Raw genomic sequence first — 24,839 nt, 5'->3', positions numbered from 1 at the left:
CGACGACGCCGGCGCCGTTTTTCGACACGCCGCTGACGCCGGCGTCGAGATTCCCAGACGTGCTTAGATCCTCGCCAAACACGCCGGCCCTTCCCGCGGTCTTCCCCGCGCTCTTGAATTTCGTCTGGCCGTGCAACGCGTTGCCATTGGTCGAGACGCCTTTGACGGCGTCACCGCTCATGCTATTATCCCATTCGAGACAGGGCGTCGACTTCGCACAGGACATCACCGCTTCTATCGCCGCGCGTGCCGGCGGAATCCACGCGGCCGCGAGGCCCAGTGCGGTCAGAACCGCAACCGCGGCGAAAAACCTGGCTCTCGAAACGTTCATGGTTGGCTCCCATTTGGCAACGACCAATGCTATGATGCCATAGTAGCAGTCTCGCGTGCGGCTGTCGTGCGGGGAGGTCGGGGCGGATCAGATCCCGAGCGGATTCCATACGCCGTCCTCATTGTTTGCTCGCAATGGCCCGATTCTTAAGCGTTCTAGCGGTCACGCCGGAACGGGCCATTTGTAATTCGCATGTAAGGGGTCAGGGGTTCGAGTCCCCTCATCTCCAAGCTCAAACCCGCGTCCTATATAGGATCGCGGGTTTTCCGATGTTCGGTAGTTTGGTTGTGACCAGTTGCTTGACCGGCGACGAGCCACGCAACATCAGCGGCCGCCGATCCGGTGCCGAAAGTCGTTATCGTGCTCTCGAATATAGCCGCCGACAACGCGGCCTACGAAGTTGCGCGCGCTCGGGGGATGCTCGCGCCCAAATCCATGCTCATCTCACGCAGGACGGCAATCACGCGCACGAAGGCGGGCGCCGACAGAGAAACGGCGCGTGGCGCATCGACATAAACGCCGCTCCGCGAGGGATTCTATTTCTCATGATCCGGGTTTGCGCTTGAGCACGCGTCGGACAGCATTCTTTATGGACTCAGTGCCCATCCCATAGTGCTCTATCAATTCGGCGGGCGTTCCCGATTGACCAAATTGATCTTGTACGCCGATGAATTCGATCGGTATCGGATGACTCTGCGCGGTGATCTCCGCTATTCGCGAGCCCATGCCCGCGTGAACTTGATGCTCTTCGACGGTCACGATGGCCCTGCACTCTCGGGCGGCTTTGACGATCGCCTGCTCATCCATTGGCTTGATGGTGTGATTGTTGATGACGCGACACTCGACGCCATCGTGCGCGGCCAATTCTCGCGCGGCTTGTAGCGCATTGTAGACGAGAATTCCACAGGCCACGATGGCGACGTCGTTGCCGGCGCGAAACGTCTGAGCCTTGCCGATTTCAAACGGCGTCTGTTTCGTCGTTACGATCGCGGATTTTTCACGGCCGAAGCGCAAATATGTCGGTCCCCAGCGTTCGGCGACCGCGACCGTTGCCTTGTGCGTCTCAATGGCGTCGCATGGCACAACGACGGTCATCTTCGGGATGACCCGCATGATCGCGATGTCCTCGATGGCTTGGTGAGTCGCGCCGTCCGGCCCGACCGAGACGCCTGCGTGAGCGCCGACGATCTTGACATTCATCTCGTTCAGCGCCATCGTCGTCCGGACTTGCTCCCACGAGCGGCCCGGATCGAACATCGCGTAGCTCGCGATAAACGGGATCTTACCAACAGCAGCCAGACCTGATGCCATGGCTGCAAGCATTTGTTCCGCCACACCGATCTCGATATATCGCAGCGGAAACGCGGTTTTGAAACCCTCCATGCGAGTCGATTCCGAGAGGTCTGCGCAGATACCGATGACTTGCGGGTTTGCCCGGCCCGCCGCAATCAAACCCTCGCCGAATCCGTCCCGGGTCGCAACGAGTTCTAGTTTCGCGGTCTCGAGGTCGACTAGATGCAGCGGCTGCATCTCACTCGTTTGCGAACGGCGCGCACTATCCGTCATGCTTCACCATCAACTCGCGCTGCGCCGACAATTCGCTCAGCGCTTCATCGGCCTGTCGTCGATCGGGCGGCTTACCATGCCAGCGGTAGTCTCCCTCCATAAATGCGACGCCCTTGCCGGGCAGCGTGTGCGCGATCACGACCTGTGGTTTGCCGCGAACCTCTTTGGCCTTTTCCATCGTTGTGATGAATTCGGCGATATCGTTGCCGTCGCATTGGAATACTTCCCAATTGAAGGCCCGATATTTCTCCGCTAGCGGCTCAAGAGGCATGACATCTTCGGTGCTTCCGTCGATTTGAATGAAGTTCCGATCTATGATACAGGTGAGGTTGTCGAGCTTGAATTTAGCCGCCGTCATGACGGCTTCCCAATGCAGACCGCATTGATGTTCGGCGTCGGACGTGACGACATAAGTACGCCATTGCGCCTCGTCCATTTTCGCCGCCAAAGCCATTCCCGCGCCTTGAGCGAGTCCCTCGCCAAGCGGTCCCGAGGTAGTTTCAAGCGCTGGGAGGCGCATGCGCTCGGGATGGCCCTGCAATCGCGAACCAAATTTGCGCAGTGTCGTCAATTCTTCGATTGGAAAATAGCCGGCGTACGCCATCGCGCTATAGCGTACGGGTGCGATGTGCCCACATGATAGGAGTAATCTATCGCGGTCCACCCATTCGGGGTCCAACGGATTATGGCGCAAGATGTGAAAGTAGAGGGCTGCGAAAACGTCCGCCATGTCGAGTGGTCCAGCCGAATGGCCCGAACCGGCCGCCACTAACGATCGAATAATGCCTTGGCGAATATCATTTGCATGCAGCTTCAGAGTGCGCACCGTTTCGGAAGATAACGATTCCACTTTGCTTCTTTACCCCATGTCTGGTTGCGAACGTACCGAGTCGAACATCCGAGCCCAACACGCAGTTAGGCAATCCGTGTGCATCCCGCTTGTGCTCGGCCTCGTTCTTTTCCTAGCATCCGAAATCATGTAGGCGCTGTGACACTGGCCGGACGGCGCGGATAGTTCACCCCGGATTCGAGCAGTTTTCACGCGTGCCAGCGCCGAAGCAGGCTTGCTCCGTTTCCAGTCGCGGGAGTACATCGAGATGCGCAAAGCGATCTTCGTCGTCATTGTTTCCTTTGCACTTGCCGGGTGCGGTCAAGTACCAACGCTTCGACAAAGCGCGCCGGTTTCGCATGGCGCGGGCGTACAGCATCAAATTGTTCAGAAAGGCGACGGTTCACTTTGGGTTACATATGCTCCGCAGCCGTTGCACCAAACAATGGGTATCACCCAAGGTCCAGACGGAAAGATGTGGTTCACGCAAGGGCAGGGTGTCGTTGGCAGCGTCGACATGAACGGCACGATTGTGGAATATTTTGTCTCCCAAGCTCCGGTTCAAATAATCGAAGGTCCCGATCGGGCGTTATGGTTTGCCGAGGCTCGCAACACATTCGGCCCGGATATCGGTCGAATTACTACGTCCGGAAAACTCACCGAATATCAAATCCCGTTCGACCCAAACGCCGGCCTTGCGAGCGGCCCCGACGGAAATATCTGGGTTGCGGGAGACCGCAGGTCTGTCGAAAAGGTGACGCTTGACGGCGTGATGACTAACTATCCGCTACCACATCCAAAACATCACCATTCACTGCGTGGTCTCATCGGTGGCCCTGATGGAAATGTGTGGTTCACCGATCCGGGCACAAACGAAATCGGCTTCGTCACCCCGCGCGGAAAGTTTACACTTTTTGAAATCCCCACGCCGAATAGCGGGGCCGCTGGTATTGCTCTCGGACCGGACGGGAATCTTTACTTCGCGGAGAGCCAAGCGAACAAGATCGGAGTGGTAGATCGGGTTGGCAACATCACTGAGTATCCGGTGCCAGTTTCGGACAAGGGTCCCCATTATATTAGCGAGGGGTTTTCCGGCAGCTCGATGTGGTTCGATGACCAAGACGCGGCGACCGGCAACTATCTGCTCCGGCAATTTATCATCGCCACAAAGACCTTTACGCCGCCGATACTGCCGCCGTTCGCCGACGCGGTGCCAGAGTATCTGAATGCCGGACCAGATGGAAACATGTGGATCGCTGACGTGCAAGGACGAATTTTGGTTGCCTTAACGCACGTTCTAACCTCAAAGCCCGATTCCGTGGTTCTTTCCGGCGTTGGCCAGTCGCAGACCATTCAAATCCACGAGACGCAGTACGAAGGGGGCTCATTCACCGCAAAGAGCTCGAACCTAAACATCGCGACAGTGAGCGCTGGTAATCAATCCAATTCGTTCGTCGTCACTGCGCAAGGTGTGGGCTCGTGCTCGATTCACGTACGCGATAGACTCGGCAATTCGATCGACGTAAGTGTGACGGTCCAATAGCAATCGCCCAGTCTGGTCACCACGATTGACTTCCGATTGCACCACAGGCTGCCGAGCCGGCTACAAAAACCGAGGTGTCAGCGGATCGCGTGGGCCTGGTCGATCGACTCATCTTCGGTCATCGTTGCGCCGACGGCCATCAGACTCGTAAGATTATCTTCGCCAATCGCACCGCGAAGCACGGAGAGCGCGCGATCATATTCGCGCTGCAAACCAAAGTCCGCCGGGGCTAGCGTGGCGAGGTGGGCGTCGAGGTAGCCGAAGAGCCGAGCGGCGCCCGAGTACTCGTCGGACGTGCGTCCGCGTTGTGACTGCGGGGCCAGCATGAGCACCAGGGCAATGTGCCGCAACGAGAGAGCCACCAGCGCGACGAGCCGGAGCCCACGCGCAAGTTCGAGCGCCTCGTTTGCATGCGCTCGCGCCTCATCGAACCGACCCAACGCGACACAGTACGTCGCCATGTTGGCGAGAGCGGCGGCGATGCCGGGCGCCGTTGGCGAGGAGTTCAGTGCACGGTGGGTCGCGAGCACATCGACCGTGAGGCGCAGGGCTGTTTCCGAATCGCCGGCATCATACTCGTTCTCGGCAAGACTTGCGGCTACGGAGACCGCAAAGAACTCGGCGCCAAGTACCTTCGCGAGCCCAAGCGCTTCGGTGAGGTTCGCGCGAGCCCCGGCGAAGTCACCGACCGCGGACCGAGTCCATCCGATCACCTGCAAAACCTCGGCGGCCAGCCTGCGATCGCCCAGCGTGCGCGCTGCCTCCAAGGCCTCTCGCAGCAGCGGCTCTGCCTCCGCATGTCTCTCAAGAAGCGCCAGCGATCGGCCCGCCAAGCTCTGCGCCTGAGCGACTCCGCGCGCATCACCGACCTCGCGATACCGCACGAGCGCAAGCTCGGCCGCGGCCAACGACACGTCGCGTTCGCCGAATTGTTGAGCGCCGTCGGCCTCGGCGTGTTCGAGCCGCGCCACCAAATCGGGCGGGGTGGCATTATCGACCAGTTCGAGTGCCGCCCGAACCCAATGCCGTCCCTCGACCAGCGAGAAGCTTAGCCACATCACCTTCCGCGCAGCGGCAAGGCGTTGACCCATGACCACATCGCGTCGTGCGCCAAGCGCCCACTCCAGAGCGGCGCGCCAGTTCTCCAACTCAACGTGCGCCTCCGAGAACCACGCTCGATCGGGCGTAGTATCCCACGCGCGTTCGAGCCGCTGCGCCAACTCCGAGTAGACGATCGCATGACGACGCGTTACCTGCTCCTGCTCGCCGCGCGCCATCAGCTTGTCGCGCGCGTACTGTCGCGACGTTTCTAATAGACGATACCGCTGCTCATTGCCGACCATTTCGGCGACGACCAACGATTTCGACACCAGCGACGCGATGAGGTCGATCACCTCGATCTCGCCTTCGCGATCGGAGGCGCAAACTGCAGTCGCCGCGTCGAGCGTGCAGCCGCCTGCGAAAACCGAAAGCGACTCGAAGAATTTCTGCTCGCGCGGGGTCAGGAGGTCATAGCTCCAGCCGATCAAGGCGGTCATCGTCCGATGCCTCGGCAGAGCCGTTGGGTCGCCGCCGGTGAGCAAACGGAAGCGCTGGTCAAGCCGTTGAGCGATCTGGCGGGGCGCGAGCATCTCCACGCGAGCGGCGGCGAGTTCGATCGCTAGCGGAATGCCATCCAGCCGACGGCAGATCTCGACAACATCTGGCGCATTGTCGTCGGTCAGCGCAAAGTTTGCATCAACTGCAAGCCCACGATCAACGAATAGCGCGACCGCGCCGTACGACAATGCAACCTGCGCACTCCCGCTCGAATCGGGTGGAACCGCGAGCGACGGCAAACGATATGCCCGTTCGCCGGGGACGTCCAACGGCTCTCGGCTGGTCGACAAAATGCGTACGTATGGGCACGACTGCACGATTCTGGCCGTGGCGTCGCGAGCCCCAGCGATCACGTGCTCGCAGTTGTCCAGGATCATCAGCAGCCGACGCGCCTTGAGGTACGCTACGACAGCAGAAAGCGCGGACCCGGCGGTGGAAGGAAGTTGGAGGGCAGTCGAGATCGCGTTCGCCACTAGGGCTTGGTCCGCAAGTGGGGCGAGGTCGACCAACCACACGCCGTCTGGACAACCGTCGAGCGCATCGCTCCCGAGCTGGAGCGCAACGCGCGTCTTGCCGACCCCACCGGAGCCGACAATTGTGACGAGTCGGTGTTCGCGCACGAGCTCAGAGATCTCTTCGACCTCGCGCTTCCGCCCAACAAAGGATGTCAGTTGCTGCGGGAGATTGTGTTTCGGGGCTTGCGTATCGAGGCGTACGATCCTTAACAGTGATGCGTTCAGGGCCTCACTGCGATTGCGTTGGTGGGTCGGATGTGCGATGCCGACGGCACTTCCCAGGAGCGCTTCACCTTCCGGCGACAGCTCAAGCGCGCGCCCGAGCAAGAGCACCGTCTCCCGTTGTGGCCTCGTCCGTTCTCCACGCTCGAGCAGGCCGATGGCCTGCACGCTCAGCCGCGCCCGCTCGGCGAGCTCTTGCTGAGTCATCCCTGCGTTGAGGCGAAACTGCCTGAGCAGCGCCCCGAAGTGGGGTCGACCGGCGCTTTCCATCCTCCCTCCAGTCGACAGCCCTATTGCATGGATATTTGTATAGATATTTGTGTGGATATTCGCATGGTGTACCTGGACCTCTTCCCTTCGCGGGCAGATAATGACTCGGCGGCCGACGAAAGTGTAGGCTCTGCGTTTCCTAGTTCAAGTATCATATGACTTTAGGAGAACCCGTCCCATGCGTATACCCTCGCAATTTGGCTTCTTTCTAAGCGGAGCAGCAATAGTCGCGTTAATCGCGGGTTGCTCCGGAGGCGGCTCGCAGATCCCGACGACAAATGCGCCGCTCACTCCGCTGAGCCAAAACTCTCGAAGCGTTCGATCCCATGCGGCGAGCATGCTGCTGTCTAACGTTTCCACGACCCATCAGCAAGGCTTCGTCGATGTCGCCGCTGTGAACGCGCTGCACGGCAATCAGACCATCGTTTCCGACTCAAACACCAACACGGTTAGTGTGTACGGCGCCGACGGCCGCCGGCACGCGCTCCTCTCCACCGGCCTGAGCCAACCCGAAGGCCTCACCACTGATGCGGCGGAGACTCTGTACGTCGCGAATGCACAACTTCACAACGTCGTTGTCTATTCCAAGCCCTATCGATCGATAGGGCTGACGCTCGATGATTCCGATGAGTACCCGACGGACGTTGCGGTCAGCAACACCGGGGTTGTCGGGGTCACGAACATCCAGTCGACGGCGGGCACTGGCGGCGCCGTACGCATCTACGCTAAGGGCTCCACGTCCGCGTGCGCGACCATCACCGATCCCAATTGGAGCGGAATGTACTTCAGCGCATTCGACGCTTCCGGAAACCTTTTCTTGGACGGCTTTGACCGGAACGGCGATACGCTCCTCGGCGAGATTTCCGGAGGTTGCGGAGCGACGTCGATTGCGACACTGAGTGCTGGAGTCACCATTTTCTTGGTCGGCGGCGTCCAGGTGTATAACGGCAACATCCTCATCGAGGACCAGGTGGGCCCGGGTGGCCCCTTAGGAACCAACACACCGACGATTTATACCTTCGCGCCTCCAGTGAACGGATCGTTCGGCCAACCAATCGCTACGACGACGCTCACAGCCGGTGGCAATTGGCTTCCGGTGAGCTTCGCGATTATGAAGAACGGCGAACACATTTGGATCGCACATTCCGGTATAGCAGCGGGAAGAGTCGAATACTCGTATCCCCGCGGCCTGCTCGTCAAGTCGTTCGATGACTCAAGGTACGTGACGCCGATCGGCATCGCGGTCAATCCGGCCGCAATACCTCGGTAAGATGACCCTTCTTCCTTCAATTCTTTTAGAAGATTCGGAGAACTCGTCCCATGCGTATATCTTCTCGCTTCGCATTCTGGCTTAGTAGCGCGGCCGCCGCGGCGCTACTCACGGGCTGCTCCGGAGGCGGCGCGCAGTTTCCGGCAGCGAATGCGCCGGTGACACGGCTGGGCCAGTCCGTTCACACCATCGGAGTGACCCATGATACGAGCACGAGCATTGTGCCGCGTAGCCTGTGGTTGCCGAATGTTCCGCCGACCCACCGTAAAGGCTTTGTCAACGTCGCCGGCGTGAACGCACTGCACGGCAATGAGACCATCATTTCCGAAATCGCATTCAACACCGTTAGCGTGTACGGTCGCAATGGCCAGTTGAACGCGCTCCTCACAATCGGTCTGAGCGAGCCCCAAGGTCTTGCCACGGACGCGGCCGAGAATCTCTACGTCGCGAATACACTTGAAAGCAATATCTTCGTCTACGCAAAACCCTACACGTCGTCCAAGCTGACGTTGAATGATGCCGGTCAATACCCGTCGGACGTTGCGGTCAGCCAGACTGGGATCGTCGGCGTCGCGAACGTTCAATCGGTCGCGGGCGGCGCGGGCAGCGTAAGCTTCTTTGCCAATGGCTCGACGGTGCCGTGCGCAACCGTTAGCGATCCTATTTGGAGTCGGGTCGACTTTGACGCGTTCGATGCCTCAGGCAGGCTTTTCATTGACGGTCAAAACTCGAGCGGCAACACTCTCGTCGGCGAGGTTTCCGGTGGTTGCAGTGCGACCTCGATTACAACACTGAGCGTGAAAAACACCATTCAATTCCCCGGCGGCGTTCAAGTGCTAAGCGGCAAGATTCTGATCGATGACCAGTTGGTCCCAGCTATTTATACCTACGCGCCGCCTTCGGGCGGCTCGCTTGGCTCGCCAACGGCCACGACACTGCTCATGACTGGAACGGATCCGGTGTCGTTCGCGATGAAGAAAAGCGGCGAAGCGCTCTGGGCCGCAAGTAACATAGGTCTGGCGGGAGGGTACAAATACACGTATCCCGGCGGTCAGTTCATGAAGTCGATTACTGACGGCTTTATTATCACCATCGGCATCGCGGTCAATCCGGCGGCAAAGCCCTGACGTCGTCTGAGCTATACGAAAGAAATGGGATCGGCCGTCGCCGTTCCCATTTTTTTACGATGACGCACGCTTGACGCCTACAGCGAGCCGGCGCGCTGTGCGTGGTTCAAATCTGGGCAGAGTTTGCCGAGGGCGATGCCCAGCGGAGCGGTGTAGCCCGACGGCAGCGCATAGCGGCTCAAAGTGTGCGACGATATGCTGAAGCGCCCGATCATGGCATCCGCTTGTTCGGTGAATCACAAATCCGAGGCGCGGTTGACGATGAAACGTGCTACTCTCGTGCCACCGCGGTCATGGAGCCACACCTGTTTCACCGGCGAAGTCGGGCGAGGAACCGGTATATCAAATGCCGCCGTCCGACGCGCTCGTATTGCCCTCCAAGAAGTATGTTTTGCTGAAGGCGAACGCCGTGAAGTGGAGGCTCGTGGTCAGTCTTCCAATTCCCTTGCCGGCGTAGTCCGTGATCCAAAGCGCGCCGTCGGGACCCGTTGTGATTTGAAACGGTTGGCTTCCGGCGGGAAGCGTGTACTCCGTGATCGCGTGGCTCGATACGCTGATCCGCCCAATTATGCCTTTCCCCATCTCCGTGAACCACATCGCGGTATGGTTTGGTCCCAACGCGATCGCATATGGACCGGCTGTTTTGGTTCGGAAGCGCATACTGCGTCATCGCGTGCGTCTGCTCGTTGATGCTCACCAGGATCGATGGACCGTCCCCGGCGATCCACTCGTTCCCCGCCAAGTCGGAAGCGATCTAGTTCGGGATGGTTGGAACCCCCGGAATTTCGACGATGGCCGGTGGGTTGCTCGCCACGTCTACCAACGACTCGCCGTGTTGTGGCGCCGCAGGTACGGCGGCTCCGTTTTGCAGTCCGCCGCACGCGGACACTAGAGAACTCGACGCGCTGGTATTGACAGGTTTGACGGTTCGTGATAGCTTACGGTAAGTGAAGGCTTACGGTAAGGCGTTTGACGCCCTGGGCGACCCGACCCGGCGCGCCATTCTCGAACAACTGATGCGCGGACCACTCGCGGTTGTTGACTTGGCGAGCCGCGTTCCGATTAGCCGGCCAGCGGTGTCGCAGCACCTGCGCGTGCTGAAGGAGGCGCGCCTCGTGCACGATCGTCAGTCCGGCGCTCGCCGCATCTACCAGATCAGCCCTGATGGTATCGCAAAGATGCGCGCCTATCTGGATACGTTTTGGGAACGCGCGCTCGAGCAACTCAAGGTAAGTGCCGAGAATCAAACCCGGAAAGGCAAGCTATGACTACAAAAACATTCGTGGTCGAACGCGAGATCCGCATTCAAGCTCCACGCGAGCGCGTCTTTGGATTACTTTCATCGCGCGAAGATTTTGCGCGCTGGATGCCGGTTGAGATCCTGGAACCACGGGTCGGCGGAAACATCGAGTTTCATTTCGAACGCGAGAGTGGTGGCGACCTCATTGCCGTCGGAGAGATCACCACATACGATCCGCCGTCACGAATAGCATTTTCGTGGGATTTCAAAAACGATCCGCTCGACGCGCGCACGGAGGTTACAATCGACCTCATACCGGAGGGAAAGGCGACGTTGGTTCGCCTTAAGCATATCGGTTTCGTCGACGAAGAAGAAGCAGACAAACACGCGCAGGGTTGGGAGCACTGGCTCGGACGACTGAAAGCGTGTGGTGAAGGCACACTGGATGAGAAAGCGGACGGCTAGACCAACACCAACTACTTAACTGAAGTGCGGAGGCTGATCGCGATGACAATGAAAACACCCCCAATCGTTTCGCCGCAGGAATGGGAAGCCGCCCGCGAACAGATGCTGGCCAAGGAGAAGGCCGTGACCAGTGCCCGAGACGCGCTGGCCGCGGAGCGCCGGCGAATGCCGTGGATGCGCGTCGACAAAGAGTACGTATTCGACGGCCCCAACGGCAAGGTAGGACTGCGCGACTTGTTCGACGGACGCCGTCAACTTATCGTGTACCGCGCGTTTCTCGAACCCGATGTCTTCGGATGGCCCGATCATGCTTGTCGAGGCTGCTCGCTCGGGGCCGACCAGGTCGCTCACCTTGCCCATCTGAACGCGCGGAACACCACTCTCGCGTACGCCTCGCGCGCGCCGCAAGCGGACATTCAGCGTGTGAAGGCGCGGATGGGCTGGGAGATGCCGTGGTACACGATTACCGACAGCTTTGACAAAGACTTCGGCGTGGACGAGTGGCATGGCCACAACGTGTTTTTCCGCGACGGCGACAACGTTTTCCGAACCTACTTTATCAACAGCCGCGGCGACGAGGTGATGGGGAGCACCTGGAGCTACCTCGACGCGACACCACTCGGACGCCAGGAAGAGTGGGAAGACTCGCCTGCGGGCTATCCGCAAACGCCGCCGTACGAATGGTGGAACTGGCACGACAACTACGCCGCGGACGCTTCGCCGGACCCGAAATGGACCTCGGTGATTGAAAACGCGCAGGCAACGTAGCACGAAGCTTGCGAGACCGGACTGCGCGAAGGCGTCGCCGTCCAGTGGCGGCGACGTCGAGCTTTACATTCCGTACTCCGCGGCGGGATCCGGCGCGACGCCCGTAACGAGTGCATCTGGCGATAGGCCTGACGTATAGCTATATTTGTACGCGTTCGCCGGATAGCCATAGACGTCGATCGATCCGTTGTCGGCGTCGCCGCAGAAGAGATGGATCTGATCGTGGTTGAGTTTGCACCAGATCGACGATCCCATGAGCGGCGCGGTCGTTGGTGATCCAGTGTACGGCGGCGTGAACACGTCGATGGTTTCATGGAGCCAATCGGTGATGATCAAGTTGTTCGCGCTATCGAATGTGGGCGCACCCGGCAGTCCCAGATGTACGCCCGAGAGCTGAGAGCCGGGCATTTTTCCGTGCGGAAACTCGATGACGATGCCGACGTTATTGGGGGTCAGGTTTGATACGAAGACGTTGCCCAGGCTGTCGGTGCCGATGCCGAAAAGAATGTTGAACGAGGGATCGCTGAGCGTGCCAAGTTGAGCGCCGTTCGTTCTGTTGTAATATTGGACGGTGGGCGGTCCGCTCACGTTGTTCAAGTTCAGAATATAAACGCGGTTCGTGCTATCGAACCCGACATCGGCCGGTTCGCCCGTCGGGTCCGGAATCGTCAATTTTGGGCCGCCACAGTTCCGGGCGTATTCGGTTGTCGTATTCGCGCGTCCATCCGGCACCCAGAGATTCCCGGTCCGATCGATGGCGATCCCGTTAGTGGACGAAGCCGGCTCGCAATCGATCGGAGGCTTATCGTTTCGATTGTTGAGGAAGAACCATAGGACGGTCGAGCCGCCAAATTGCGCGACCGCGATGTGCGCGCGGCCCAGAAGATCGTTCCCCACAGGAGGCGATTTCATCCAACCAGGCCGGATGGCATTGGGTTTGAATCCCTCGGGAAGCACGGATCGTGCACCGTCGATCGCGACCATCGGCCGGTAGTTCGCGATCACTCGCGGCCCCGACTGGTCTCCGAAAGCTCGATTCGGTTCGTTGACGGCGTTTGTCGGCTCGTAGCCGGAGCAAGCAGTTAACAACGCAACGAGAAGAGGCGCGCTCAGCGCGAGTCGTGTTACTGTTGGCAAACGCATAAGCATGCAAAGCTCCTCGAAAACGTGTACGTTGCTAAGTCCGCGGTCTAGAGCTTAAACTTGCGCGGCGCTTCTCCCAGCCGAGAAAGTCCCATCTTAGTCTCAAATTCGGCGGGTTGTTGCTAGGACCGCCAAGAAACTCGGTCTTCTTCTTTGGCGGCCTCAATTGAGGAAGGCGAGTAAGCGATGCGGGAGAGCGATATTCGGAGGCGCGCGGCGGTAACGCTGCTAAACAACGTTCGCAATCGCCATGCCCTAGCGCGGCATCCTCTGGTTGAGGAAGCCAGCAGCAAGGTTACGCCGAGCCAAGATTCGCGGCGGCGCGGGGAGTTTGCCGACGAACTCCCGAGCATCATCACGCTGCTCCTGGAGGAGCTCAGCTCGGAGTCCGACCAACAACGGCGCCGCTTTACCGTCCTGCGCAAAAGCGACATCGAACGTGAAGGTCACGCGACCATTGCCTACGACATGAGTCTATCGCGCAGCCAGTTCTACCGAGACCTCCGGGAAGCGCGGGAGCGATTTACAGACGCGCTCGAAGACCGCCTCTCCCTGCAGACCAGCGTCAACAAAGGACTCAATGGGATCGCCCAAAACGAAGCGCCCTTCATTGCGATCGGCGCACTTCGCGACAGTGGCCAGTTCGAGCGCGCATGCGACGTGGCATTTGCCCTCGCACGCGACGGCGGTGATCCGCGGCGGGCGATTCGCGCGCTTTGCTTATGTGCGGAGCTGCAGACAGAGCTCGGCTCATTTGCAGAAGCTCGCAGTACGACGGGGCAGGCCCGGGCTCTGCTTGCAGATGTCGCCGATAACCGATTGAAGAATGTCTTGAATGCAAACTGCGATCTTGCGGAGTTTGAGGCGGCGCACTGCCAAGGAAAGCCTGCAGCTGCATCCGCTCGAAATCATCTGATTGAACGTCTGCGCCACGATAACTCGCACGATGACGGCTTCGCGGAAACACTCGTCAAGGCTCTGATCGCGGAAGCTTCGATCCTGTTCGAGCAAGGCGATGATGTGCGTTCGCTCGCGATTATTGAAGAAGCGTTGTCGATCGTTGCACGCGAGAGGCTCGGGGGCACGCGTTTGGCAGTCGATGCCGCAATACGAGCCTCGGGAATCCGCGCGTTGCGCGCCGATCAAGTTTCTATAGCTCTAGAGGAGGCGGCCAAGATCGCCGAAGCGAGCAGCCGCAACGGCGATGTGCGAAGCCTGCGCGTTGGAATGCAGATGATGTCGGCTCATCTATTGACGTTGGGTCGCTTCGACGAGGCTAAACACTTCGCATTAGAGGCGTGGGCGCTCATCGACTTGTTCGGGAGCACTCTCGATCGCCTCATCGTGTTTTCGAACCTCGCTCGTATCGAAATCCATCGTCGAGACGGCAATGCGGCCTTGGGATGGATCAAGGCCGCTCGCGCGTTGCCCTGCGATCCATTCTCAATTTCACAGGCGCTCGCAATCTCCGAAGCTGAAGCCTGGGCCCTGCTCAAGCAACCGGACCGTGCGGCGGAGAGGGCGCACTCCTTGGGCGTCCAACTGCGCGACTGGCCGCGTCTACTCGGCCGTGCAAAGTTTGCAGAAGCGACCGCGCTTGCCGCCCTGAATCGCAAACGCGAGGCGCGTGCGTACAGCGAGGAGGCCGTCGAGCTCTCGCGTGGAGCCGGTGGTCCACTATTACACCTGCGAGCACTCGATCTCCACGTCAAGCTCGGCGGAAATTCCGCAGCTCGGGCTGCCCTTCGCGGCCTGCAAGCCGCGCTCAATTCGCCGTGACCGACATACAGTTTCTGGCCCGCCACGGCGCTCTAGTGCTGATCTTCGCTCGTTTGCACGTGCTCGGGAAGCAAGCCGACGCCGATGATACGAGCGGGGATCCTGCGCAGCGCCGAAATCCTGAAGAGCCGGAGAAACCACGGTAGCCGTATTTTGTTGCTGGTGTTGAGCACGCAATTCAGGATCCGTTCCTGCAAGAAGACTTGCATCGCTTGCGTTTGACGCGTCGCCCGTTCGCGGCGGTGCTGGACGCTCTGGAGATTGGCATCTGTTGGCGCGCCATGGCGCAATGCATCGGTGAGGAGATTCGACGCGGCCACCGCGTCCTGGATCGCGAGATTGATCCCGATTCCGCCGACCGGCGACATGGCATGCGCGGCGTCGCCGATGAAGAGCAGACCCGGCCGGTGCCACTGCTTCAGGCGGTTCACCGCCACGGTCAAGAGTTTGACGTCATCCCAGCTTTGCAACTCGTCAACCCGATCGGCGAGAAATGGCGCGATCGTCGCGATATATGCCCGGAACGCTTCCAATCCGCGGCTGCGCATCTCGTCGAACGCGCCCTTTTTGATGACGACCGCGCATTGATAGTAATCAACGCGATCGATCGCCACAAGAATGCCGCCCGCGACGACGTTACCGAACGTCTGACTTGAATCGCCGGCTTTCTTCGAAAGACGCAGCCACAACACATCGATCGGCGCGCCGATCTCGATGACCTCGCATCCGGATTGCTCGCGGAGGATCGATGTCCGTCCGTCGGCAGCCACCGTCAAATCTGCGCGCACGATCATCTCTTGGCCGTGTGAGAGCGTGCGGAGTCCCACCACGCGCCCGTCTTCGATGACGAGTTCGCGAGCTTCGGTTTCCATGAGCAGCCGGAACCCCGGAAAACGCCGTGCATGCTCGGCGAGAAACTTGAGGAAATCCCACTGCGGGATGAACATCACGAATTTGCATGGGCCTGGAACACGTGATAGGTCCGCGATCGTCACCACTTCGCCCGAAACGTTGACGGACAATGTCCGGACTTCCGAGTGCCGCAGCTTCAAGAAATCGTCGAGCAGCCCAAGCTCCTGCATCACCGTGAGCGTCGACGGGTGGATCGTGTCGCCGCGAAAATCGCGAAAGAAGTCGGCGTGCTTCTCGAGCACAACCACATCGATTCCCGCACGCGCCAACAAATAGCCGAGCATGATTCCCGCCGGGCCGCCGCCGGCGATGCAGCAACGCGTGGTCACCGGTGTCATCCGAACGGTGCTCTGAGAGCGGTGTAGTCCGACCTAGCGGATTGTAGGTGAGAACTGAAGCACGTCATTGGTCGGCGCATTCTGTACTCACGTTCGAACTGCCCCGGAGTTACGCCGGTGTGTAAACGAAAGCGCCTGATGAAATGGCTTTGATCGGCAAAGCCGGCGGCGGCGGCGAATCTCAATCCTTGGACGGAAGCCAAGATCGAGGACAATCCGCAACGAGGCCCACTGCTTATCATTGCCGGCGAAAAAGACAACACTGTTCCTCCGATCGTCGAGATGGAGGGGCGGGGGCACGCTTTGACGATCGATCATGGCTGGCGTGATGTGGCAGCGGTCGTGCTGGCGTTCGTGCAGCAGCACGTATCGGTAGTCGAGAACCGGCGCTAAAGCCGGCACTGTTGAGCAGTGCCGGCTCCCTGCGCTTTAGCGGGCAAGCGGGCTAGCGGGCCGAGGACTTGTTCAACGCGATGGCCTCGCGGATGAGCGCTTTTAACGCGGCCCCGTCGATCTTTTCGCTTTCGTGCACGTCGATGGCACGCCGGACATTGCCCTCAAGGCTGGAGTTGAACAGCCGCTTTGGGTCCTTGAGTTGCGCACCCTTGGCGAACGTCAGTTTGACGACGGCCTTGTAGGTCTCGCCCGTGCAGATCATTCCATCGTGATACCAGACGGGCACACCTCTCCACTTCCATTCCTCGACGACCTTGGGCTCCGCTTGCTTGATGAGTTTGCGGATCTTCGAGAGTGTCTCGCCCCGCCAGTCGCCCAGCTCCTCGATTCTCGCGTCGATGAGCTGAGACGGAGACTTGCTGTTCTTCGAGTCGTCAGACTTCTTCATCTAGTACCCCATCATTGGTTGAGCTGATCCGCGAGATTAATCATACCGCACGGCGTCAAGGAACCCACGTCGGGCGCTCGCGAGCGCGGGTCGCTGCATGACTGCGGCGACGTGGGCTCCAAAAACATCCTTTACCCCTTCGGCATTTGTCGTAACCCAACGACCGCGCTGTTGGGATCTTTCACGCTGGCGACCAACAGCCCGTAGCCGACGTCCTTGATACTTTGCGCGACCGTGCCGCCCGCGTCCACGAGCGCTTTCACGCTCGCCGCGATGTCGCTCACCGTCCAGTAGGCGAGCGCGCTCGATTCGCGTTTTTCTCGGTCTGGAATGAGCCCGATTTCCATATCGCCGCTCTTGTAGCCGACGTACTGGGGTCCATCGACGTAAGGGTCGGCGCCGGTAAGCTCACGAAAGAATCGCTTGGCTTTGACCAGGTCTGAAACAGGATAGATGATTAGGGACACGTCCTTCAACATTTCGTTCTCCTTCTATCTCTATGACGGATCGAACGCGGTGAAACGTGACGGGCACCCCGGGGAGAGGATGCATTGGAGGATGCGGAGCGCGTCGCGGAGCGCTTTGAGGCGGCTCGCCCTCGCTTGCTGCGCATTGCGCAGCGGATACTGGGATCGGCTGCGGAATCCGACGACGCACTGCAGGAGAGCTGGCTGCGCATCCATCGCGCGGACGTTGAGCACCTTGCGAATCTCGAAGGCTGGCTCACGACCGTTGTTGCGCGCGTCTGTCTCGATGCGCTGAAATGGCGCGAAAGCCGGCGCGAGGATTTGGGGCCGGATGATCCGCGTCGCGACATCGTAGCAGTCGCCCCCGGCGAACGCCCCGAGGAAGAGGCGATTCTTGCCGATTCGATCGGCGTGGCCCTGCTGATCCTGCTCGATGCCCTGCCGCCGGCGGAGCGCGTCGCATTTGTGCTGCACGACATGTTCGACGTGCCCTTCGACGACATCGCCGCTATCGTCGGACGGACGCCCGAGGCGGCGCGGCAGCTCGCAAGCCGAGCGCGCCGACGCGTGCGCGGCGCATCCGCCGACCGTGATGCCGTGACGCAGCGGCACGACGAACTCGTGCGCGCGTTTCTCGCAGCCTCGCGGGCGGGAAACTTCTCGGCGCTGCTCGCGCTGCTCGATCCGGGAGCGACGCTTCGCGCGGATGCGGCGGTGATTGCGATGGGCGGCGCGGCATACTGGCAGAATGATCGTCTGCAGGCTGGTATCGAAGGCGCGGATGCCGTTGCCCGGACGTTCTCCACACGTGCGCGTGCTGCGCAATCTGTATTTATCGACGGCAAACCGGGTGCAGTATGGATGCACGAAGGCGAGGTGCGCGTTGCATTCCGCTTTACGATGATGGACGACCGCATCACAGCGATCGATCTCATCGCCGATCGAGCTGCGATCGCGCAATCGGTTATCGAGCACTAGCGAGAAGTTCCGCGTTCTCATGCCGCGACTGTAATGTCGTCTGGAGCCGGCCGCTATGGCGGCACGACCGCGCCGGTAATCAGGCGGGCGTTGGCTATTTTACCTTCTGCCCCGAAAAAGTTCCGCCGGCGTCTGGGAAAATCGAGACGGTGTATGTTCCGCGAATGAAGCCGTCGTCGCCCAGCGTTCCCGTCATCGTCGTCGTGCCGGTGATGCCCTGGTCGGTGGTCGCGACATGCTTCCATTGAAGGAGAACTTTCTTGCCGTCGACCGCGCCGGTGACGGTGCCGGATGCGTTCGGGCCCTTGCACGTGCCGTGGATCTTGGCTCCGTCCTGCTTAAGTTCGCAGACCGGAGACATGCGAGAGAAAACGGGATCGCCTAAGGTTCCGCTTATGGCCCACGTTCCGGCGATATTGACGTCGTCGTCGGCAACGACTGGAGCGGCGAGGCAAAAGATGAACAATGCAAACGCGGACGCGTACAACAGCGTGACAATAGGTCTCATCGTGCTCCTCGATATCTGTAGACTGGCGGTCTTTGACGCCGCCGAGTGGCCCGGTCTCTTCACGAACACGTGCGGATTTTCCGCCAGGCCGGCACCTACTCGAGGGAGCTCTCTCAGGTCTTGCGTTGGTGGATCATGAACCGGTTCCCCTCCGGATCACTGCCGAACGACATGAAGCAGACCGGCGACTCCATGATATCGCTGAGCTGAGCGCCACGCGCACGAAGCTGCTCGACAGCCGCTTTCGCATCCGGGACCGCAAACATGATGCCTGCGCCGATCGGGAACTGTTCGTCGTCCGGCTGCCAAACGCCAAACGTCGTACCATCGCCAAGTGTGAACTCGGCGCCCTGCGCATTTTCCTCGGTCGGCTTCATCCCCAATACGTCTTTGTAAAAGGCGATCGTCTTTGCCGCGTCGCGGACGGTGAATCCGAACAGATCAACGCCGGTAATCATGGATTGCGTCCCTCATCAAGTCAAAAGGATAGACCGTCAAATCATATCAGCCTTAGTTGACAGGATCTGTCAAGATTGATCGTTTCGCAGCGTGATTGCGCGAAGCGTTATCCGGGTTTTGTCCCACCGCAATGCATCGGAACTTCCCACGGCGGCGATTCGCGGATCACGTTGTAGTCAAAACAATCCGAATTCGTCGGATCTTCGTAAGGCGCCATACCAGACACGGCGCCACTGATTCCCGCTGCCGGATGCGGAGGCAGAGGGGTATACGAGGACAATAATTTCTTGAACATGTCGGGCGTCAGCCGGTAGCTGGAGACGATCTGTTCAACGATCGCACGGTCTTGTGACACACGATTCGAAGGTATATTCGCTAGAAACACGATGTTCTTGTAGAACCCGAGGTAATCGGGCTGGAGCGAGCATAGTACCGCCTCGAACTTCCTCGACTGCCCACCGCCGGTCGAGCTGCCGAGAAGCCGAGCGCACATCGGAAGCTTCGTCGGCGTCTGGCTGGCGAATGTCAGCTGGAGTTTCGGAAGACCTTGTTGCGCGGCGCCGATCTGCACGATCGTCGTGTACTTATCTTTGAGGCTCGCGCTGTACGGCAGTGCGAACACGGCGCCGCCGCCGACGCTTGTGCCCGCGGGCGCGTTCTTCGCAACAATTGACGCTCCAAGATTGATTCGGTCATCGTTTGGGCCGGTTACGTAGATGTAGCCGTTGGATCCCTTCGCGAGCTTCCAGCCGTCGGGAAGACCCACCGAAGCGGTCTTGTCGGAGTTCGTCACGGTCTTAAGCGTGGTGGTTGAAGCGACGGTCATCGATGCCGACGTGATCAGCGCGCCGCATACCGCCAACCCGGCGACAGCAATCGTGCGCGTCGTAATTTGATGAAGCCAGTTCACGTATGGTATATCCTTTCGCCGTATGAATTCAAAGGCTTGAATCTACGAGCCAACGGCATACTCGATTCCGATAGCTGCGTGCGAACTCCGCTTGCGTAAGGCGGACCTCCTAAACTGCCGCGAAGGTTGAGCTAGCGTGTCAAGGACGCGTCGTTGGCTAGCGTGAGCGTGACGTTTGCGATCGATTTCGAAGCCAGTCCCAAAACGAAAGGATCGTTGTTGGAGAGGTTGTCGCACCAGAGGTCCGGCATATCGACGCAGCCGCCGTCGAAGCTGGGGATGTTGCCCTCGTAGTTACCGGTGAAGCCACCCCAGATTTGAACTTCCGAAGCATCTTTGCAGCAATCTTGCCTTGTGAGAATGCCGGAATCCGGTACACCGACCAGGGCAAACGAATTCGAGTCGGTCCCAGAGTTGCCAAACGGCGCCGGCTCAGATACAATGCCGATCTTCTTAAAAAAGTGCGCGAACGCGTCATTGCCGACTTTCGATTCCGGCACGACATTCGCCGGAAAAGATCCGACGTTTTCGGCGTACGCGGGGTCGGCGATCTCCATATCAAAGTTCGGCGTCGCGGTGACATCCGCGTCGACGTCAAATACGATTCGATGCAACTCCGACGACGTGAGATGCGTGGTGTAGTAGGCCGAGCCCAGCAGGCCGAGCTCTTCGCCTCCGAACCAAATGTACCGAAGCCGGTTGAGCGTGGGCGTATTTGCCAAATCGAGGGCCGTCTCGAGGATAGACGCGGAGCCCGACGCGTTGTCCAACATGCCCGCGCCGAAAATGGAGTCGAGGTGCGCGTCGATCGCCACGATGTGGTTCGCATCACCGAATGGCGAATCGGCAATGAGATTGTAGTCTGTGCCGCTTCTGAGCCGCATTTGGATGTCGATGTGCACGGTGGAAGCACGTCCGGACCGATACCGACCCAGTAGATCCATCCCGACCCGTCCGCTTGCGCCGATCACTGGAATGTTCGCGGGATTGTTTAGGCGTGCTGCGTAGAGCCCGGTGGCCGTCGTGTAGAGGATGACCGCTCGGGCGCCGGCTGTCTGTGCATTCGCCACTTGCCTGTCGGCGGCGCACTCGCCGCGCTGTATCACCGCGACATCTCCGCGGGTGAACCCGGCAAAGTCGGCGGTGAAGCAACCGTACGGAGAGCGGGTGGGAAGCTCGAAGGGCGCGGTCAGAGACCCGCTGCCCGAGCGCCTCGCGACGAGCCAGTCACGGTTGAGCGTGTATCCGTAGCTTGCCGTGCCGAATCGAGGCGTGCCGCTCGGTTCGTTCGCGAAGAAGATGTACGACTGAACCTTGACTCTATAACCCGCCTGCCGCATGAGCTCGGCGACGAAATCGACGGATGCTTTGTAGCCGGCTGTTCCAGTGTCGCGAGTGCCGTGTCCGTCGGGCCCCGGATTTTGGTCGGCGATGGTCTGGAAATGCGATAGCCGGCGCCAAAGCGACGCCGGCGTCATGCACGCGTCCAGCTTTGCAAGGGTGTCGTTCACGCGATTTTCGCAGTCGGCGGGCTGCGCACCGCCGACGATCGCAGTGTTAGCGAAGCCCGATTGCGGCGCAGCAGCTGCGAGAGCGTGATTCTGCGCGGAGCCGGCCACGACAGACGGTAAGGTGGCGCTCGCGCAAACGGCGACCGCTAGAAGACCTGCACAGATGAACGACCGAATCAATGAAATAGCCTCCCTGCGGTATTCCGACCGCCGCGAATCTCGCTTTAGCAGTAATAGTAAGTGAACGGCGAGATTCCGTCAATCCCGATTCGGAATCCCCGCGACTACCTCGCGCGGGCTGCGGCGACGGATTTGGCCACGATTTTCTTCAACACCGTTTCGTCGATGTCGACGAGCGTGGCCGACCCTGATGCGCCGTACAACACGATCGCGGCTTTGCGCGGGGAGAAGGCGATGAGCGGCATGTCGCCTTCGCGTCCGCTATCATATGAATAACGATAGCTGCCGAAGCCGACGATCGACGGGCCCCACATCTGCGGCTTTTCACCGCTCTCCGCTTGTCTTGTTCTGTGCCATCGATCGTATCCTTGATTGCGAAATAGGAGACGCAGTGGACAATATTGTTTCCGCGTGTTCGCAGCCTGCTTGAGACCCGCCATCTTCCCACGACGTTCGCAATATCCGAAGAACAATATCGTCAAATGGTGGTATGGAACCCATTACCACTTACCGGCAGACCGACGTCGACGTGCCTTGGAACGCATGCGTCCGCATCCTTACCGAGATCTTGACGGCTGAAGAGTGGTCGGGTGAGCGCGCCCGTCTCGTCGGCAGAACGAACTTGCATTTTGCGGTCGCCGTTCGTCATATCGAGGCGGCGTTCGAGTCGGTGCGGTTCCGATTGATCGCCGATTCCCCCGACCTTCATCACCCGATTTCGGGCTTTGTCGAACTGCGGCGGAAGTCGCGCACGTCGACCGCCCTGACCGTCACAATCGCTGCAAATCTCGCCGAGGAGGCGCGCCGATATCATTTGGGTATGCGTGAAGCGATAGCAAGCCTAGCTGACGTTCTTACGACGACGATCGCGACGGCCGTCAATGTGTAGGATGACACAACGAACGTAACGGAGCGGGACGAAATGAGATGGGTCCGCGGGGGACGCATTCGTCCGCGTCTAAGATATCGAACGATGACCCTCAAGAATGGTGCAAATCTTGAGAAGAAAATCCTCGTGGTCGACGACGAACCGCAGATCGTCGAAATACTCGAGCGCTATCTTCTCGACGAAGGCTTTCATGTTTGTCGCGCGCACGACGGCGCCGAGGCCGTCCAGGCGAACGCCCGCGAATGCCCCGATCTCATCGTCCTGGACCTGAAGATGCCGGCGATGAACGGCCTAGATGCGTTTCGCGAGATCCGCGCCACCTCCGCGGTACCCATCATCATGCTTACGTCTCGCGGCGACGAAGTGGATCGTATCGTGGGCCTCGAGCTTGGCGCAGACGACTATATAACGAAGCCCTTCAGCCCCCGGGAAGTCGTCGCGCGGGTGAAGACGGTGCTGCGGCGTTCCGGGGAGGCAGAGTCGGTGAAGCGCCGAGCGATGGAGGCGGCATCTCCCGCTTGCATCCGCATTGGTGAACTCGAAATCGACGTCCGCGAACACGAAGTGCGTCGGCGGGATCAACCGATACAATTGACGCCGACCGAGTTCCGCATCGTCGAAACACTCGCCGGCAGTCCGGGCATGACGTTCACGCGCACGCAGCTTCTCGACAAAGTCAAAGGCGACGACCTGGAGGTATTCGATCGAACTCTCGACCGCCATATCGCCAATCTTCGCCACAAGATCGAAGAGGACGCAGCTAATCCGCGGCTCATCGTCACGGTCTTCGGCGTCGGATACAAGATGTCGAAACATCCATGAGCGAGCCGGCTGACTTCCACGACCTCGTCCATGATATCCGCAATCGCCTTTCTATCGCGCGAGCGAACATCGAGGCCTTCATCGACGGTAAGCTGACGCCGAGCGCCGCGAGGTTGACCTCTGTTCTACAAACGCTCGATCAGTTGAACGAGTTGTTGGAACGTCTCAAATCCGGCCAAGCAACGGTTGACACACTCGTGCGGCCCACGGAGGTGGACGTGTGCGAACTGCTTGATAAGGAGTACATCGCCGCGGAAGCGGCTGCGGCGAAAAAAGGTGTCTCGTTCGCGGTGGCGCGGTGCGCGGTGAAAGCCGAAGAATGCGGCCGTTTTTTTGGTGATCCTGTTCGAATCGGTCAAATCGTTTCGAACGTCCTCTCCAACGCGATCAAGTTCACGCCGTCCGGTGGTACCGTGCTCATCGGCTGCAGCCGGCGGGCGGACCAGTTGGAGATTTCGGTCACGGATTCCGGACCTGGGGTCGCGGCCGCCGACAAAGATCGGATCTTCAAGCGCGGGGTGCGCGGCAGCGCGGCAAAGGACAGTGAAGGTTCGGGCTTCGGGCTTGCGATCGCGAAGAAATTTGTCGAAGCGCACGGCGGAGCGATCAGCTCGTCGCCGGCTGGAGCGGGCGGCTCGCGTTTTGTCGTCAGTCTTCCAGGCACGGTGTTCCCGACGGACGATGCCGCCGCTAACCGCTGCGCGCGATGCGCAGCAGGCCGGCATCACTGAACGCGGGTCACCAGCACCGGCACTTTAGATTTCCTCAACACGTCTTCGGCGACGCTGCCGAGCAGCGCGCGCGGGATGCCGCCTCGTCCATGGCTGCCCATGACGATGAGGTCGGTGCCGTTGCGAAATGCTGTTTCCAAAATCGAATCGGCACTTCGTCCTTCCACGAGGAGAGCTTCGGACTGAACCATGCTTTGGCGCGCCTGCGCCTCAGCGTCGTGGAGGGCCTCTGCGCCGAATGCGTGCTCGGCATTCAACGCAGGCGTCGGGTCGACGCACATGCCGGTCGTCGTCACCATCGCCGCGATTCTCGCGACTTCGCTGACGTGCAGAAACACGAGCCTTGCGTCCTGATCGCGCGCGAGCCTGATCGCGAGGGTGACGGCGGCGTCCGATGGCGCTGATCCGTCTACGGGAACGAGAAGTTTCTTGAAGAGTGACATTTCAGTGCGCTCCCTTGCGCGGGTGTGATTTTACCGCAACGGACCGACGGTTGTGGCCCACCAGAGCTGATATTTCCAATCGGGTCCGACACCGGGGACCATCTGGTCCTCGGTGTTGAAGATAAGCCCGGTCGCGTTTCGCTCGTTCACTTGGCGAACCGCCAGCCACTCCAAGTCCAC

At 59.9% G+C, this 24,839-nt stretch carries 28 protein-coding genes; 12 read left to right on the top strand and 16 right to left on the bottom strand.

Going from position 1 to position 24,839, the window contains the following annotated elements; genetic code table 11:
* Nucleotides 1-331: hypothetical protein (locus VII69_02215; GenBank protein HEY5093912.1), on the bottom strand; the 331-nt coding region annotated here is incomplete at its 3' end.
* 342 nt (nucleotides 332-673) lie between these two features.
* On the opposite strand from VII69_02215, the gene VII69_02210 reads away from it, so the two are divergent.
* A complete protein-coding gene (locus VII69_02210) occupies nucleotides 674-847 on the top strand; it encodes a hypothetical protein (protein HEY5093911.1) in 174 nt (57 codons plus the stop codon).
* 27 nt (nucleotides 848-874) lie between these two features.
* On the opposite strand, the gene VII69_02205 is transcribed toward VII69_02210, so the two are convergent.
* Both VII69_02205 and VII69_02200 read right to left on the bottom strand, forming a co-directional pair.
* Nucleotides 875-1,861, bottom strand: coding sequence for a transketolase C-terminal domain-containing protein (locus VII69_02205; protein HEY5093910.1), 987 nt, complete (start codon nucleotides 1,859-1,861; stop codon nucleotides 875-877).
* Between the two features lie 25 nt (nucleotides 1,862-1,886).
* Nucleotides 1,887-2,747, bottom strand: a complete 861-nt coding sequence (locus VII69_02200) for a transketolase (protein ID HEY5093909.1) — start codon at nucleotides 2,745-2,747, stop codon at nucleotides 1,887-1,889.
* Between the two features lie 247 nt (nucleotides 2,748-2,994).
* Here VII69_02200 and VII69_02195 point away from each other — a divergent pair, with 247 nt between their 5' ends.
* Nucleotides 2,995-4,269 (top strand): hypothetical protein, encoded by a 1,275-nt coding sequence (locus VII69_02195; protein ID HEY5093908.1) that lies wholly within the window; start codon nucleotides 2,995-2,997, stop codon nucleotides 4,267-4,269.
* A 77-nt stretch (nucleotides 4,270-4,346) separates the two neighbouring features.
* On the opposite strand, the gene VII69_02190 is transcribed toward VII69_02195, so the two are convergent.
* Entirely contained in the window at nucleotides 4,347-6,875 is a 2,529-nt protein-coding gene (locus tag VII69_02190; GenBank protein ID HEY5093907.1) for a tetratricopeptide repeat protein, read from the bottom strand.
* Nucleotides 6,876-7,212: 337 nt separating this feature from the next.
* Here VII69_02190 and VII69_02185 point away from each other — a divergent pair, with 337 nt between their 5' ends.
* Nucleotides 7,213-8,145, top strand: coding sequence for a hypothetical protein (locus VII69_02185; GenBank protein ID HEY5093906.1), 933 nt, complete (start codon nucleotides 7,213-7,215; stop codon nucleotides 8,143-8,145).
* Nucleotides 8,146-8,195: 50 nt separating this feature from the next.
* Nucleotides 8,196-9,272, top strand: a complete 1,077-nt coding sequence (locus VII69_02180; GenBank protein ID HEY5093905.1) for a hypothetical protein — start codon at nucleotides 8,196-8,198, stop codon at nucleotides 9,270-9,272.
* 77 nt (nucleotides 9,273-9,349) lie between these two features.
* Here the strand turns inward: VII69_02180 and VII69_02175 are convergent, their stop codons facing one another.
* On the bottom strand, nucleotides 9,350-9,487 hold the full coding sequence (locus VII69_02175; GenBank protein HEY5093904.1) for a hypothetical protein: 138 nt from the start codon (nucleotides 9,485-9,487) through the stop codon (nucleotides 9,350-9,352).
* A gap of 127 nt (nucleotides 9,488-9,614) precedes the next feature.
* A complete protein-coding gene (locus VII69_02170) occupies nucleotides 9,615-9,932 on the bottom strand; it encodes a hypothetical protein (GenBank protein HEY5093903.1) in 318 nt (105 codons plus the stop codon).
* Between the two features lie 287 nt (nucleotides 9,933-10,219).
* Here VII69_02170 and VII69_02165 point away from each other — a divergent pair, with 287 nt between their 5' ends.
* The 3 genes from VII69_02165 to VII69_02155 are packed head-to-tail and all read left to right on the top strand — an operon-like array spanning nucleotide 10,220 to nucleotide 11,745.
* On the top strand, nucleotides 10,220-10,540 hold the full coding sequence (locus VII69_02165; protein HEY5093902.1) for a metalloregulator ArsR/SmtB family transcription factor: 321 nt from the start codon (nucleotides 10,220-10,222) through the stop codon (nucleotides 10,538-10,540).
* The gene (locus VII69_02160) at nucleotides 10,537-10,977 is read left to right on the top strand and encodes an SRPBCC domain-containing protein (protein HEY5093901.1); all 441 of its coding nucleotides are present in this window, start codon (nucleotides 10,537-10,539) and stop codon (nucleotides 10,975-10,977) included. Before VII69_02165 ends, VII69_02160 begins: the two co-directional genes overlap by 4 nt.
* Before the next feature lie 42 nt (nucleotides 10,978-11,019).
* Nucleotides 11,020-11,745 carry a thioredoxin family protein gene (locus VII69_02155; protein ID HEY5093900.1) on the top strand — a complete coding sequence of 242 codons (726 nt, stop codon included), beginning with the start codon at nucleotides 11,020-11,022 and terminating at the stop codon, nucleotides 11,743-11,745.
* A gap of 63 nt (nucleotides 11,746-11,808) precedes the next feature.
* Here VII69_02155 and VII69_02150 read toward each other — a convergent pair whose 3' ends face one another.
* Nucleotides 11,809-12,729 (bottom strand): hypothetical protein, encoded by a 921-nt coding sequence (locus tag VII69_02150; GenBank protein HEY5093899.1) that lies wholly within the window; start codon nucleotides 12,727-12,729, stop codon nucleotides 11,809-11,811.
* A 345-nt stretch (nucleotides 12,730-13,074) separates the two neighbouring features.
* Between VII69_02150 and VII69_02145 the strand changes: the two genes are divergently transcribed.
* The gene (locus tag VII69_02145) at nucleotides 13,075-14,667 is read left to right on the top strand and encodes a hypothetical protein (GenBank protein ID HEY5093898.1); all 1,593 of its coding nucleotides are present in this window, start codon (nucleotides 13,075-13,077) and stop codon (nucleotides 14,665-14,667) included.
* Nucleotides 14,668-14,699: 32 nt separating this feature from the next.
* Here VII69_02145 and VII69_02140 read toward each other — a convergent pair whose 3' ends face one another.
* The 3 genes from VII69_02140 to VII69_02130 all read right to left on the bottom strand — a co-directional run bounded on the left by VII69_02140 (nucleotide 14,700) and on the right by VII69_02130 (nucleotide 17,240).
* On the bottom strand, nucleotides 14,700-15,908 hold the full coding sequence (locus VII69_02140; protein ID HEY5093897.1) for an FAD-dependent oxidoreductase: 1,209 nt from the start codon (nucleotides 15,906-15,908) through the stop codon (nucleotides 14,700-14,702).
* A 454-nt stretch (nucleotides 15,909-16,362) separates the two neighbouring features.
* Complete coding sequence (locus VII69_02135; protein HEY5093896.1) at nucleotides 16,363-16,761, bottom strand: DUF1801 domain-containing protein; 399 nt, start codon at nucleotides 16,759-16,761, stop codon at nucleotides 16,363-16,365.
* A gap of 131 nt (nucleotides 16,762-16,892) precedes the next feature.
* Complete coding sequence (locus tag VII69_02130; protein ID HEY5093895.1) at nucleotides 16,893-17,240, bottom strand: VOC family protein; 348 nt, start codon at nucleotides 17,238-17,240, stop codon at nucleotides 16,893-16,895.
* A 72-nt stretch (nucleotides 17,241-17,312) separates the two neighbouring features.
* On the opposite strand from VII69_02130, the gene VII69_02125 reads away from it, so the two are divergent.
* Nucleotides 17,313-18,206, top strand: coding sequence for a sigma-70 family RNA polymerase sigma factor (locus VII69_02125; GenBank protein HEY5093894.1), 894 nt, complete (start codon nucleotides 17,313-17,315; stop codon nucleotides 18,204-18,206).
* A 94-nt stretch (nucleotides 18,207-18,300) separates the two neighbouring features.
* Here VII69_02125 and VII69_02120 read toward each other — a convergent pair whose 3' ends face one another.
* From VII69_02120 to VII69_02100, 5 genes are all read right to left on the bottom strand, one after another.
* A complete protein-coding gene (locus VII69_02120) occupies nucleotides 18,301-18,714 on the bottom strand; it encodes a hypothetical protein (protein HEY5093893.1) in 414 nt (137 codons plus the stop codon).
* Nucleotides 18,715-18,827: 113 nt separating this feature from the next.
* Nucleotides 18,828-19,172, bottom strand: coding sequence for a VOC family protein (locus tag VII69_02115; GenBank protein HEY5093892.1), 345 nt, complete (start codon nucleotides 19,170-19,172; stop codon nucleotides 18,828-18,830).
* Between the two features lie 107 nt (nucleotides 19,173-19,279).
* The gene (locus VII69_02110; protein HEY5093891.1) at nucleotides 19,280-20,083 is read right to left on the bottom strand and encodes a hypothetical protein; all 804 of its coding nucleotides are present in this window, start codon (nucleotides 20,081-20,083) and stop codon (nucleotides 19,280-19,282) included.
* A gap of 131 nt (nucleotides 20,084-20,214) precedes the next feature.
* Nucleotides 20,215-21,774, bottom strand: coding sequence for a M28 family metallopeptidase (locus tag VII69_02105; GenBank protein HEY5093890.1), 1,560 nt, complete (start codon nucleotides 21,772-21,774; stop codon nucleotides 20,215-20,217).
* A gap of 104 nt (nucleotides 21,775-21,878) precedes the next feature.
* Nucleotides 21,879-22,088: a hypothetical protein gene (locus VII69_02100; protein HEY5093889.1), complete on the bottom strand. Its 210-nt coding sequence runs from the start codon at nucleotides 22,086-22,088 to the stop codon at nucleotides 21,879-21,881.
* A gap of 176 nt (nucleotides 22,089-22,264) precedes the next feature.
* Here VII69_02100 and VII69_02095 point away from each other — a divergent pair, with 176 nt between their 5' ends.
* The 3 genes from VII69_02095 to VII69_02085 all read left to right on the top strand — a co-directional run bounded on the left by VII69_02095 (nucleotide 22,265) and on the right by VII69_02085 (nucleotide 24,216).
* Nucleotides 22,265-22,663: a hypothetical protein gene (locus tag VII69_02095; protein ID HEY5093888.1), complete on the top strand. Its 399-nt coding sequence runs from the start codon at nucleotides 22,265-22,267 to the stop codon at nucleotides 22,661-22,663.
* A gap of 84 nt (nucleotides 22,664-22,747) precedes the next feature.
* Nucleotides 22,748-23,485: a response regulator transcription factor gene (locus VII69_02090; GenBank protein ID HEY5093887.1), complete on the top strand. Its 738-nt coding sequence runs from the start codon at nucleotides 22,748-22,750 to the stop codon at nucleotides 23,483-23,485.
* On the top strand, nucleotides 23,482-24,216 hold the full coding sequence (locus VII69_02085) for a HAMP domain-containing sensor histidine kinase (GenBank protein ID HEY5093886.1): 735 nt from the start codon (nucleotides 23,482-23,484) through the stop codon (nucleotides 24,214-24,216). Before VII69_02090 ends, VII69_02085 begins: the two co-directional genes overlap by 4 nt.
* On the opposite strand, the gene VII69_02080 is transcribed toward VII69_02085, so the two are convergent.
* On the bottom strand, nucleotides 24,210-24,659 hold the full coding sequence (locus VII69_02080) for a universal stress protein (protein HEY5093885.1): 450 nt from the start codon (nucleotides 24,657-24,659) through the stop codon (nucleotides 24,210-24,212). The genes VII69_02085 and VII69_02080 overlap by 7 nt on opposite strands.
* Between the last annotated feature and the right edge of the window lie 180 nt (nucleotides 24,660-24,839).

The sequence above is a fragment of the Candidatus Eremiobacteraceae bacterium genome (assembly GCA_036511855.1).
Lineage (GTDB): Bacteria > Vulcanimicrobiota > Vulcanimicrobiia > Eremiobacterales > Eremiobacteraceae > JABCYQ01.
This window is presented reverse-complemented; position numbering and strand designations above follow the sequence as displayed.

Bases quoted from the DNA above. Each gene is read 5' to 3' on its own strand.
- VII69_02205 (HEY5093910.1), bottom strand. From the start codon at position 1,861: ATGCAGCCGCTGCATCTAGTCGACCTCGAGACCGCGAAACTAGAACTC.
- VII69_02195 (HEY5093908.1), top strand. From the start codon at position 2,995: ATGCGCAAAGCGATCTTCGTCGTCATTGTTTCCTTTGCACTTGCCGGG.
- VII69_02190 (HEY5093907.1), bottom strand. From the start codon at position 6,875: ATGGAAAGCGCCGGTCGACCCCACTTCGGGGCGCTGCTCAGGCAGTTT.
- VII69_02185 (HEY5093906.1), top strand. From the start codon at position 7,213: ATGCTGCTGTCTAACGTTTCCACGACCCATCAGCAAGGCTTCGTCGAT.
- VII69_02180 (HEY5093905.1), top strand. From the start codon at position 8,196: ATGCGTATATCTTCTCGCTTCGCATTCTGGCTTAGTAGCGCGGCCGCC.
- VII69_02175 (HEY5093904.1), bottom strand. From the start codon at position 9,487: ATGATCGGGCGCTTCAGCATATCGTCGCACACTTTGAGCCGCTATGCG.
- VII69_02170 (HEY5093903.1), bottom strand. From the start codon at position 9,932: ATGCGCTTCCGAACCAAAACAGCCGGTCCATATGCGATCGCGTTGGGA.
- VII69_02160 (HEY5093901.1), top strand. From the start codon at position 10,537: ATGACTACAAAAACATTCGTGGTCGAACGCGAGATCCGCATTCAAGCT.
- VII69_02155 (HEY5093900.1), top strand. From the start codon at position 11,020: ATGACAATGAAAACACCCCCAATCGTTTCGCCGCAGGAATGGGAAGCC.
- VII69_02150 (HEY5093899.1), bottom strand. From the start codon at position 12,729: ATGGTCGCGATCGACGGTGCACGATCCGTGCTTCCCGAGGGATTCAAA.
- VII69_02145 (HEY5093898.1), top strand. From the start codon at position 13,075: ATGCGGGAGAGCGATATTCGGAGGCGCGCGGCGGTAACGCTGCTAAAC.
- VII69_02135 (HEY5093896.1), bottom strand. From the start codon at position 16,761: ATGAAGAAGTCTGACGACTCGAAGAACAGCAAGTCTCCGTCTCAGCTC.
- VII69_02130 (HEY5093895.1), bottom strand. From the start codon at position 17,240: ATGTTGAAGGACGTGTCCCTAATCATCTATCCTGTTTCAGACCTGGTC.
- VII69_02120 (HEY5093893.1), bottom strand. From the start codon at position 18,714: ATGAGACCTATTGTCACGCTGTTGTACGCGTCCGCGTTTGCATTGTTC.
- VII69_02115 (HEY5093892.1), bottom strand. From the start codon at position 19,172: ATGATTACCGGCGTTGATCTGTTCGGATTCACCGTCCGCGACGCGGCA.
- VII69_02100 (HEY5093889.1), bottom strand. From the start codon at position 22,088: ATGTGGGGCCCGTCGATCGTCGGCTTCGGCAGCTATCGTTATTCATAT.
- VII69_02095 (HEY5093888.1), top strand. From the start codon at position 22,265: ATGGAACCCATTACCACTTACCGGCAGACCGACGTCGACGTGCCTTGG.
- VII69_02090 (HEY5093887.1), top strand. From the start codon at position 22,748: ATGACCCTCAAGAATGGTGCAAATCTTGAGAAGAAAATCCTCGTGGTC.
- VII69_02085 (HEY5093886.1), top strand. From the start codon at position 23,482: ATGAGCGAGCCGGCTGACTTCCACGACCTCGTCCATGATATCCGCAAT.
- VII69_02080 (HEY5093885.1), bottom strand. From the start codon at position 24,659: ATGTCACTCTTCAAGAAACTTCTCGTTCCCGTAGACGGATCAGCGCCA.